Source organism: Phenylobacterium sp., assembly GCF_044372605.1.
GTDB lineage: Bacteria > Pseudomonadota > Alphaproteobacteria > Caulobacterales > Caulobacteraceae > Phenylobacterium.
In genome coordinates this window covers 1-10,580 of the sequence record NZ_JBILRO010000109.1, presented here as the reverse complement: position 1 = coordinate 10,580, position 10,580 = coordinate 1, and the positions used below count along the sequence as shown (strand labels likewise).

Annotated in this window: 10 protein-coding genes and 1 pseudogene; 8 read left to right on the top strand and 3 right to left on the bottom strand. The window is 65.1% G+C overall.

Going from position 1 to position 10,580, the window contains the following annotated elements:
* Positions 1-281, bottom strand: a 281-nt coding sequence (locus ACIQ42_RS10330) for a Maf family protein (protein ID WP_397422112.1), incomplete at its 3' end; no start/stop codon positions are given.
* On the bottom strand, positions 278-1,132 hold the full coding sequence (locus tag ACIQ42_RS10325; RefSeq protein WP_397422111.1) for a pyruvate, water dikinase regulatory protein: 855 nt from the start codon (positions 1,130-1,132) through the stop codon (positions 278-280). The genes ACIQ42_RS10325 and ACIQ42_RS10330, both read right to left, overlap by 4 nt.
* Before the next feature lie 511 nt (positions 1,133-1,643).
* On the opposite strand from ACIQ42_RS10325, the gene hemE reads away from it, so the two are divergent.
* The 4 genes and pseudogenes from hemE to rho all read left to right on the top strand — a co-directional run.
* Positions 1,644-2,684 (top strand): uroporphyrinogen decarboxylase, encoded by a 1,041-nt coding sequence (gene hemE, locus ACIQ42_RS10320; RefSeq protein ID WP_397422110.1) that lies wholly within the window; start codon positions 1,644-1,646, stop codon positions 2,682-2,684.
* The gene (hemH, locus tag ACIQ42_RS10315; RefSeq protein ID WP_397422109.1) at positions 2,681-3,703 is read left to right on the top strand and encodes a ferrochelatase; all 1,023 of its coding nucleotides are present in this window, start codon (positions 2,681-2,683) and stop codon (positions 3,701-3,703) included. Before hemE ends, hemH begins: the two co-directional genes overlap by 4 nt.
* On the top strand, positions 3,700-4,161 hold the full coding sequence (locus ACIQ42_RS10310; protein WP_397422108.1) for a CopD family protein: 462 nt from the start codon (positions 3,700-3,702) through the stop codon (positions 4,159-4,161). Before hemH ends, ACIQ42_RS10310 begins: the two co-directional genes overlap by 4 nt.
* Positions 4,162-4,499: 338 nt before the next feature.
* Positions 4,500-5,783, top strand: a pseudogene (gene rho, locus ACIQ42_RS10305) (transcription termination factor Rho); the annotation flags it as partial.
* A 414-nt stretch (positions 5,784-6,197) separates the two neighbouring features.
* Here rho and ACIQ42_RS10300 read toward each other — a convergent pair.
* Complete coding sequence (locus tag ACIQ42_RS10300; protein ID WP_397422107.1) at positions 6,198-7,166, bottom strand: quinone oxidoreductase family protein; 969 nt, start codon at positions 7,164-7,166, stop codon at positions 6,198-6,200.
* A gap of 105 nt (positions 7,167-7,271) precedes the next feature.
* Between ACIQ42_RS10300 and ACIQ42_RS10295 the strand changes: the two genes are divergently transcribed.
* The 4 genes from ACIQ42_RS10295 to mnmG all read left to right on the top strand — a co-directional run.
* A complete protein-coding gene (locus tag ACIQ42_RS10295; protein ID WP_397398989.1) occupies positions 7,272-7,499 on the top strand; it encodes a DUF6489 family protein in 228 nt (75 codons plus the stop codon).
* Positions 7,496-8,794 carry a tRNA uridine-5-carboxymethylaminomethyl(34) synthesis GTPase MnmE gene (gene mnmE, locus ACIQ42_RS10290; RefSeq protein ID WP_397422106.1) on the top strand — a complete coding sequence of 433 codons (1,299 nt, stop codon included), beginning with the start codon at positions 7,496-7,498 and terminating at the stop codon, positions 8,792-8,794. The genes ACIQ42_RS10295 and mnmE overlap by 4 nt, the downstream gene beginning before the upstream one ends.
* Before the next feature lie 29 nt (positions 8,795-8,823).
* On the top strand, positions 8,824-9,135 hold the full coding sequence (locus ACIQ42_RS10285; protein WP_397398993.1) for a hypothetical protein: 312 nt from the start codon (positions 8,824-8,826) through the stop codon (positions 9,133-9,135).
* 20 nt (positions 9,136-9,155) lie between these two features.
* Positions 9,156-10,580: tRNA uridine-5-carboxymethylaminomethyl(34) synthesis enzyme MnmG (gene mnmG / locus ACIQ42_RS10280; protein WP_397422105.1), on the top strand; the 1,425-nt coding region annotated here is incomplete at its 3' end.

Here is a 10,580-nt window from a genome sequence, read left to right as displayed (position 1 = left end):
GTCCCGGCGGACTGGAGATCCGGAGCCTTGTCATAGAGTGTGCCGTCCAGATCGAGTGTCTGGTCCGCGCCGATCACCAGGCCCGTCCGGGCCAGCGAGACGACCAGTGCCTTTCGCTCGGCCAAGGCTTCGGCGACGTCCCGTGGCCCGGCGCCGTTTGCCAGCATTTCAACCTTGACGGCGTCCTCATCGACACCGGCGACCACAGCCTCATAAGCCACTGCCGCCCCGTCCAGCACCGCGCGGCGGGCGGCGCTTTTCGACGCCAGAATCACGCTCATCCCAGCACCTCGACCTGACCGTGGCCCTTGTGCAGCAGGTTGAGCACCGCCGCCGCCGTCTCCTCCACCGAGCGTCGCGTGACGTCGATGGTCGGCCAGCCGTGTCGCTCGTAAAGCCGTCGCGCCTCGATGACCTCCTCGCGTACGGCGTCCTGATCGATGTAGCTGGATTCCCGGTTCTCCTTCAGGCTGAGAAGCCGATTGCGCCGGATCTGGATCAGCCGGTCTGGAGCGATCAGCAGGCCCACAATCAGGGTCTTCTTCAGCTGCAACAGCTTTTCCGGCAACGGTCGCCCCGGCACCAGCGGCACATTGGCCGCCCTGATGCCCCGGTGGGCCAGATAGATGCAGGTGGGCGTTTTCGAAGTCCGCGAGACCCCCAGCATCACCACGTCGGCCTGATCCAGATCCTGGCCACCCTGGCCGTCATCGTGGCCAATGGCGTAGTTCAGCGCATCCATCCGGTTGAAGTAGTCATTGTCGAGCCGCAGGTGCGCGCCCACCCGGCTGGTGGTCGCCGCGCCCAGATAGCGCTGCATGGCGCTGACCAGCGGGTCGAGCGCGGGCAGACACGGCATGTCCAGGCGTCGACACCCCTCCTCCAGCGCATCCCGCAGCTTCAGGTCAACGATGGTGTGAAGCACGATGCCCGGCGCCTCCTCGATATCGCCGAGCGCCCGATCCAGTTGCCGTTGGGATCGCACCAGGGCGTAGATGTGCTCGATTGGCATGACGTTTTCAAACCGGGCGCACACGGCGCGCGCCATGGCGTTCAGCGTCTCGCCGGTGGAATCCGACACCAGGTGAACATGAAAATAGGTGGCGAGCCGGGTAGGTTGCGAATTGGGCAAGGCGGATCCCGTCGTTGCACGGCCCCAAAGCTGGGGACAAGTTCTGTGGACTCACTCTTAGCGAAGGTCTGTGCGCTTGGGGATAGACCCGGTGGATTGGCGTCGTCCAGAGCTGTGGCCGGCAAAGGGGGGATAAGCTGGCCCGTTGGCAGGGGGGCAACCCACAGATCTGGCGATGCGGTGGCGTCGTTTCACGATCCCCGGACCGGGACTGTGGGTACCGCAAAGCTACAGCCGGGCATCCCCGGAAGCGTTAACGAAACCTTAATGCCTGTCGGGGGCTTACCCGGTCATCCTCGATATTCACAGGCTGGTGACAGGGCGCCCACCGTCAGGGCGTGGGTCTGGGGATGATCTGCGGAACACGCTTCCCGAAGTGCCGTTTTCCACACCGTCGACAGGCCCTACTACCCCTGTCTCAAACCTCTTCAGATATCTTAAGGATAGAAGAAGGACAGGCTCCTCGTGCAGGCCCTTGAGCCGGGAGGCGTGGCGGGCTTTAAGTCCGCTCATGAGTGAGACCACACCACGTCTTTTGCGCGCCTTGGCCGGTGAAACCCTCGATCGTCCGCCGATCTGGTTTATGCGCCAGGCGGGACGGTCACTGCCGGAGTATCGCGAACTGCGTACCCGGGCGAAGGACTTCATGGCTTTCTGCTTCAATCCCGAGATGGCCGCCGAGGCGACGCTGCAACCGATGCGCCGGTTCCCGATGGATGGCGCCATCGTCTTCGCCGACATCCTGCTGCTGCCGCAGGCGTTGGGCCAGGAGGTCTGGTTTGAGGCAGGCGAAGGCCCAAGGCTCGGCGAGTTGCCGCCCATCGAAGCCTTGCGTGACGCCGTCGAGGGTTCGACCGCGAAACTCTCCAGTATTGGGGAAACCCTGAGCCGGGTGCGGGCTGAACTGGAGCCTGAGCGGGCCTTGATCGGTTTCGCCGGTGCACCCTGGACGGTGGCGACCTACATGATCGAGGGACGCGGATCACAACGGGAAGCCGCCCGCACCTACGCCTACCAATATCCCGAGGCGTTGGATGCTTTGCTGGACGTGCTGGTCGATTCCACAGCGCGATATCTGGTGATGCAGGCAAAGGCCGGCGCCCAGGTCCTGAAGCTTTTCGAAAGCTGGGCGGAGAACCTGGCCGAGGATGTCTTTGAGCGTATCGTCATCGGCCCGCACCAGAGGATCATTGCCCAGGTGCGGGCCGCCGGCATTGACACACCCTTTATCGGTTTCCCCCGTGGCTGCGGCGTGCTGGTGGAAAACTACGCGGCGAAGGTTCCGGTCCAGGGTGTCGCGCTGGACACCCAGGCCAGTGCGGCGATGGGCCAGCGAATACAGGCCGGCGGCAAGACGATACAGGGCGCTCTGGATAATCTCCTGCTGCGCGCCGGTGGCTCCGCGCTGGACGCCCGGGTCGACACGCTGCTTGAGGCCTGGAACCACGGCCCTTACATCTTCAATCTCGGCCACGGCGTGATGCCGGACACACCGATCGAGCACATCGCCCGTGTGGTGGCGCGGGTCACTGGCAAGGTAGTCGTGGTATGAAAGTCGCCGTCGTTCTCTTCAATCTGGGCGGACCTGATAGCCTGGACGCCGTGCGGCCGTTCTTGTTCAACCTGTTCCGGGATCCGGCGATCATCACCCTGCCGGGTATCGTGCGCTATCCGCTGGCGGCCCTGATTTCCACAACGCGGACGAAAACCGCGCAGGCCAACTATGCGATCATGGGCGGGCGCTCACCGTTGCTCCCGGAGACGGAAGCCCAGTCTGCGGCGCTTCAGGCCGAGCTATCAGCACGCGGGATCGAGGCCAGGACCTTTATCGCTATGAGTTACTGGAAGCCGTTCATTCGGGACACAGCGCTCGAGGTCGCGGCCTATGCGCCGGACGAAATTGTGCTGTTGCCCCTCTATCCACAGTTCTCCACAACCACCACCGGTTCGTCCTTGAAGGCCTGGACGAAAGCGTACCGTGGACCAGGTCGCTCACGCACCATCGGGTGCTATCCCACGGCTTCCGGCGTGATCGAGGCCTATGCTGAAGAGATACGGAAAACCTTCCAGGGCGCCGGTAGCCCGGCCGGCGTCAGACTGCTGTTCTCGGCCCATGGTTTGCCGCAGCAGGTGATCGATGCGGGCGACCCTTACGAGGCGCAGATCCGTGCGACGGCTGCAGCGATTGCCGCCAGGCTGCCCGAGCTGCCGGATTGGCAGGTCTGTTTCCAGAGCCGGGTAGGACGTTTGAAGTGGATTGGGCCAGCCACAGAAGACGCGATCCAGGAGGCGGCCCGCGATGGCGTCGGCGTCCTGATCTCGCCCATCGCGTTCGTGTCCGAGCATGTCGAGACGCTGGTCGAGCTTGATCATGAGTACGCGGAGCTGGCGGTGGAATCGGGCGTGGCACCCTACCTCCGGGCGCGGACTCCCGGGGTCGGGGTGTCGTTCATCAGTGAGTTGGGCGATGCGGTTCAGGCCGCCCTGGGCCGCACCGGGGTCGCCGCACATGGCGGGTGGCAGTGCCCTCCGGGCTACGCCAAGTGCGCTTGCAGGGAGGCAGCGGCGTGAACACCTACGACCTGTTACGGGGTCTGCACATCATCGCCGTGATCGCGTGGATGGCCGGGCTTATGTACCTGCCCCGGCTCTACGCCTACCACACCGAGACGGCCCCGCCGGGCAGCGAGTTCGATGCGCATTTCAAGGGCTGGGAGATGAAGCTCCTGCGGATCATCATCAATCCGTCGATGATTCTGACCTGGGTTCTGGGCGTGCTGCTGGTGCTCTGGCACGTCTACTCTGCCAACGCAGGGTGGTCGTTCCTCACCCAGCCCTGGATGATCGTGAAGCTCGGCGGTGTCTTGTTCCTCACCGCCTGGCACGGCTTCCTGGCCGGCGCCCGCAAGAAGATTGCAGCAGGCGAACGACCACGGAGCGCAAAATTCTGGCGCGCTACCAACGAGCTTCCGTTTATCGCCACCGTTGTCATGGTGCTGGCCGTTACCCTGCAGTTCGGTCAGCGCTGAGAACGAAGGCACCGGGACGGCGCCGTTTTCTTGACCTTGACGCCGCGATGTGGTTCCGCTCGGTCACGCGTCGGCGTTCGGCGCGCCCCGCCTCTTTCCGACCCCGCGTCATCAGCGATCCGGTCGGACCCCAACGAATGTGAACAACGACGGTCTTCGGGTCGTCTACACGCCTACCCGGACCGCTGGCGCAAACCCTTGCGCTGCGGCCGCAATCTCAAGTGAAAACAATGTCCGAACACGAAACCGAAATCCCCGAACCCATGGACGCCGTTGAAGCGAAGGCGCTCGATGCCGCGCTGGACGTGGACCATGAGGATCCTACAGAGGCTTCCAAGGCGATCGCGGCGCTCGGGCTGACGCGAATGAGCCTGCAGGAGCTGAAGGACAAACCCCCGGTCGACCTGCTGGCCTTTGCCGAGCAACTGGAGATCGAGAACGCCAATTCCATGCGCAAGCAGGACATGATGTTCGCGATCCTCAAGGTACTGGCTGAGGAGGGCGTTGAAATCTCCGGCTCCGGAACCCTGGAGGTCGTTCAGGACGGCTTCGGGTTCCTGCGTTCGCCCGAGGCCAACTACTTGCCGGGCCCTGACGATATCTATGTCAGCCCCTCGCAGATCCGGAAATTCGGCCTGCGCACCGGCGACACGGTGGACGGCGCCATCCGCGCCCCGCGCGAGGGCGAGCGCTACTTCGCCCTGGTCAAGGTGGACCTGACCAACTTCGAGGATCCCGAACACGTCCGCCACAAGGTACTGTTCGACAACCTGACCCCGCTCTATCCGGACCAGCGGTTCAAGATGGAAATTGATGATCCGACCCTGAAGGATCGTTCGGGTCGGGTGATCGATATCGTGGCGCCCCTGGGCAAGGGTCAGCGTTGCCTGATCACCGCCCCGCCGCGGGTCGGCAAGACGGTGATGTTGCAGAACATCGCCAAGTCGATCGAGATGAACCATCCGGAGTGCTATCTGATCGTCTTGTTGATCGACGAGCGGCCGGAAGAAGTCACCGATATGCAGCGCACGGTGAAGGGCGAGGTCATCTCCTCGACCTTCGACGAGCCGGCGACCCGTCACGTGCAAGTGGCCGAGATGGTCATCGAAAAGGCCAAGCGTCTCGTCGAGCACAAGCGTGACGTGGTGATCCTCCTGGACTCGGTCACGCGTCTGGGCCGCGCCTACAACACCGTCGTGCCGTCGTCCGGCAAGGTGCTGACCGGCGGTGTCGATGCCAACGCGTTGCAGCGCCCCAAGCGCTTCTTCGGCGCGGCGCGAAACATCGAGGAAGGCGGCTCGCTCACCATCATCGCCACGGCCCTGATCGACACCGGCAGCCGGATGGACGAAGTGATCTTCGAGGAGTTCAAGGGCACGGGTAACTCGGAAATCGTGCTGGATCGCAAGGTCGCCGACAAGCGGATCTATCCGGCCATCGACGTGCTGAAGTCCGGCACCCGCAAGGACGAGCTGATCACGCCGAAGGACCAGCTGCAGAAGACCTACATCCTGCGTCGCATCCTCTCGCCCATGGGCGCCCAGGACGCCATCGAGTTCCTGCTGGATAAGCTGCGCTCGTCCAAGAATAACGACGAGTTCTTCCAGTCTATGAACACCTGATCGAAAGCCAACAGAAACAGAGACTTAGCGTCGTTGGGCGTCGAAATCGCCTCTGTGGCGAAAAGAGCGGTGGGCGGCGGGGAACTGTAGGCTTCCCTGCGTGCAGGGAGGGGTTCGGAATGATGCCGGCGCGTCCGCCGGGCGCCGTGGAAATGGGCCTCGGCCAAACCGGCGGTCGCATGACCCCCGTGCATTTCCCGGTGGACTAAACCCGCAGCTTCCTGACCCACAGGGTCTCGGTCACCAGGTCCCGCACGCCATGGTGCCAGACGATGACCGCTTCGAAACAAGCGCCGCGCGCGAGCGGACTTACCGGGCTTGACCCGGTACGGCTAAATCCTACCTGCACGCAGGTGTTTCACGTGAAACACTCGCCGTAGGGCCGGCCAGCAGTGGCCTGCATCAATCGCGTCACTACGGGATGAGCAAACTCGCGCCGACAGTCGCCCGGCTCTCGAGCGCCTCGTGGGCCTTCCGCGCGTCACCCAGCGCAAAGGTCTGGCCGATCTCTATTTCGATCTTGCCGGAAGCTACCATGTCGAACACCAACCCGGCGCTCTCATCCAGTTCCTCGGCGGTGACGATGTAGTCGACCAGGGTCGGCCGGGTCAGGTAGAGCGAGCCACCGGCGGCCAATCGCGCCGGTGCAAACGGCGGCACAGGGCCCGAAGCGTTGCCAAAGCTGACAAACAGACCCCGTCGCGCCAGGCTGGCCAGAGTACCCTCGAAGGTATCCTTGCCCACCGAGTCATAGGCCACCGGTACGCCCGCCCCGTTGGTGATCCGGCGTACCTCGGCGGCCACATCGTGCTCGCGGTAGAGGATCACATGGTCGGCACCAAGTGCGCGGGCTTTCTCGGCCTTGGCCTCGGATCCCACGGTGGCGATCACCGTCGCCCCGATCGCCTTCAGCCATTGGGTCATGATCTGGCCGACGCCGCCGACAGCCGCGTGCACCAGCACCGTCTCGCCGGCTTTCACCGGATAGGTGCGCCGGACGAAGGCCTCAGTGGTCATGCCCTTCAGCAGCACTGCGGCAGCAAGCTCTACCGATATGCCGTCGGGGATCGCCACCGCCCTGTCCGCCCGCACCAGGCTGGCTTCGGCATAGGCCCCGCCGGCGTTGGTGGTGGCGACCCGGTCGCCAACCTTGAAGCGCGTGACGCCCTCACCCAGGGCCTCCACCACGCCGGCCGCCTCGCCACCGGGAATGGCGGGGAGTTTCACCGGATAGAGCCCCGTGCGCTGGTAGGTCTCGATGAAGTTGATGCCGATAGCTTGATGCCGCAGTAGGATCTGGCCCGGCCCCGGGATCGGCGTGTCGATCTCGACGGCTTGCAGAACGTCGGGGCCGCCGGTGGTTTCAAATCGTATGGCGCGCATCTGATAGGGTTTCCCTGTAGCTTGGTGTTCCGTTCGGGGCGGGCTCTGGCTTAGAACAGCTTAGCGCAGGCTTGTGCGCCATCGATAGGAAAAGGGCCGATCGCCATGAAGATGACCATCGAGGTTGACTGCACGCCGGAGGAGGCTCGCCGGTTCATGGGGCTGCCGGACGTCAGCGCGCTCAATGATCATATGGTCAGCGAGATGACAAAGCGGGTCGATGCCAACATCAATCTGCTGAATCCCGAGGACTTCATGAAAAACTGGATGAGCTTCGGGACCGGCGCCCAGGAGCAGTTCCGCAAGTTCATGGAAACTGCCGTCCGCAAATGACTGATACGATCTACGCCGCGGCCACGGCGGCCGGCCGGGCGGCGGTGGCGGTGGTGCGGCTTTCAGGCCCTGGAACCGGCGCGGCGGTTCAGGCGATGGCGGGACCTTTGCCGCGGCCACGCTTCGCCAGCCTCCGCACCCTGCGCGATGCTTCCGGCGGGATGATCGACCGCGCGCTCCTGATCTGGTTCCCTGGCCCTGGCAGCTATACCGGGGAAGACGCTGCGGAGTTTCACGTGCACGGCGGTGCTGCCGTCATCGAGGCCTTGCTGACGACGCTCGACGCGCAGGGTCTCAGGCTGGCAGAGCCCGGCGAGTTCACGCGCCGCGCCTTCGAGAACGGCAAGCTGGATCTTGCCCAGGCCGAGGGCGTCGCCGATCTGATCGAGGCCGAGACAGCCGCCCAGCGTGTCCAGGCGCTGCAGCAGTTGGGCGGCCGGCTCTCTGATGTTCAGGCGCGCTGGACCGAGGCGCTCACCCAGGCCCTGGCCATGCTCGAAGCCGCCGTCGATTTCCCGGACGAGGAAGTGCCCACCGATGTCGCGTCCCGCGCCCGGCCCGTCATCGAGGCCTTGATCGCCGAGCTTGATCTCGCGGTGGCCGATGCTGATCGGGGACATCGCGTGCGCGAGGGCTACCGGATCGCCCTGCTGGGCGCGCCCAATGCAGGCAAGAGCACACTGCTCAACACACTGGCCGGCCGCGACGCCGCCATTGTCACCGCCACCCCGGGCACCACGCGAGACATCATCGAGGTCCCCATGGTGCTGGGCGGCTACAAGGTCATCGTCGCCGATACCGCCGGGCTGCGCGATACGGACGACGCCATCGAGGCCGAGGGTGTCCGCCGCGCCCGCGCCTGGGGTGACGGGGCCGACCTGCGGATCTGGCTGGCGGATGGCATGGATCCAGAATCCAGTTTTGACCACGCCAGACCTGGCGATATCTGCCTGATCACCAAGCGCGACCTTGGCGAAGGCGTCGCCGACCTGCGCGGTGAACCCTTTACAGTCCGCAGTCCTAACGACGTCGCCTGGCTGGAGCGGGTGCTCACGGCCACTGTGGTCGAGGCGCTGAGCGGGTCCGAGCCGCCCGCCGCCACCCGCCTTCGTCACCGCGACCTCCTGACCGAAGCCGCCGACCGTCTCCGTCAGGCCCTGACCCAGGATGAAAACCTCGAGCTCGCCGCCGAGGACGTGCGCCTCGCCGCCCGCGCCCTGGACCGGATTACAGGGCGCATTGACCCCGAGCAGGTGCTAGGTCGCATCTTTTCCACCTTCTGCATCGGCAAGTAGGTGTTTCACGTGAAACAGACAGACGCTCCATGATCCCGGCCATCCTCGCCATACTCTTGCTGCCCCACCTCGTGCTGGGCTTCGTGCTGGGGCGAACCGCCTCGATCCGGGCGTTCATCCTGGAGGCCGGCGGCGTCTTCGGTTTCGGTCTGCTGGTGCTGGTGGGAGCCTTCCCGGCGCTGAGCGACGGGGCCAAGGCTCAGAACCTGATGGGCCTGTTCGGCGTGGTCGGCGCCGCCTTCCCCATCGTGGGTCTTGGCTATGCCGGCGGGGTCACCCTGCGCTGGCCACTTCGCCTGCCCCGGGAAGGATTCCTCTGGCGGGTGACCCGGAGCCTCTGATCGCCTATATCAGCGGCCGCATGACCTGGGATGTGATCGTCATCGGTGGAGGACACGCCGGCTGTGAGGCCGCCGCCGCAGCCGCGCGCTTCGGCGCGCGCACCCTCCTGCTGACCCACAAGCTCGAAACCATCGGAGAAATGAGCTGCAATCCCGCCATCGGCGGCCTCGGCAAGGGCCACCTGGTCCGTGAGATCGACGCCCTCGACGGCATCATGGGTCGCCTGGCCGACATCGCGGGCATCCAGTTCCGGATGCTCAACCGCTCGAAGGGCGCCGCCGTCCGTGGCCCCCGCAGCCAGATCGACCGCCGCCTCTATCGCGAGGCCATGCAGGCAGAACTCGCCGCCACGCCCAATCTGACCATCGAAGCCGCTGCCGTCGAGGACCTGGTGGTGGTCGACGGTGTCGTTCAGGGGGTCGTCAGTGCGGCGGGCCAGACCTACCGCGCTGGCCGCGTGGTGCTCACCACGGGCACGTTCCTCAAGGGCATGATTCATCAGGGCGAGCAGCGCATCCCCGCCGGCCGCATCGGCGACGCCCCGGCCATCGGCCTTTCGGACAGGCTCTACGCGTCAGGCCTGAAGATGGGCCGCCTCAAGACCGGCACCCCGGCTCGCCTGGATGGCGCGACGATCGCCTGGGACGGACTGGAGATGCAGGACGCTGACGTCGCGCCCGTGCCGTTCTCGTTCCTCACAGATACCATCACCACCCCCCAGGTTCAGTGCGGCATCACCTGGACCACTGAGGCCACGCATCAGATCATCGCCGAACGTCTGGGCGAATCCGCTGTCTACGGTGGCCGCGTCACCGGGATTGGCCCGCGCTACTGCCCCTCTATCGAGGACAAGGTGGTCCGTTTCCGTCACAAGACCGCCCACCAGATCTTCCTGGAGCCGGAGGGCCTGGACGACACGACGGTCTATCCGAACGGTATATCCACCTCTGTCTCCGCCGAGACGCAGGACCTGTTTCTGCGCACCATTCCGGGGCTCCGGAACGTGGTGGTCAAGCGCCACGGCTACGCGATCGAGTACGACTACGTCGATCCGCGCGAACTCGCCCCCACCCTGGAAGTCAAGCGCCTGCCCGGCCTCTATCTGGCCGGCCAGATCAACGGCACCACAGGCTATGAGGAGGCTGCCGCCCAGGGTCTGGTGGCTGGTCTCAACGCCGCCCGCGCGGCTTCGGGCGCGGACCCCGCCGAATTCGCCCGCGATGAGGCCTATATCGGCGTGCTGATCGATGACCTCGTCACCAAGGGCGTCACCGAACCCTATCGAATGTTCACCAGTCGCGCCGAGTTTCGCCTCACCCTGCGGGCCGACAACGCCGATCAGCGGCTGACCGCCAGAGGGGTTGCGCTGGGCCTTGTGGGCCCACGCCGTGCGGCGGTCTTCATGGAAAAAGCCGCCGCCCTCACCCAGGCCCGGGACCATGCG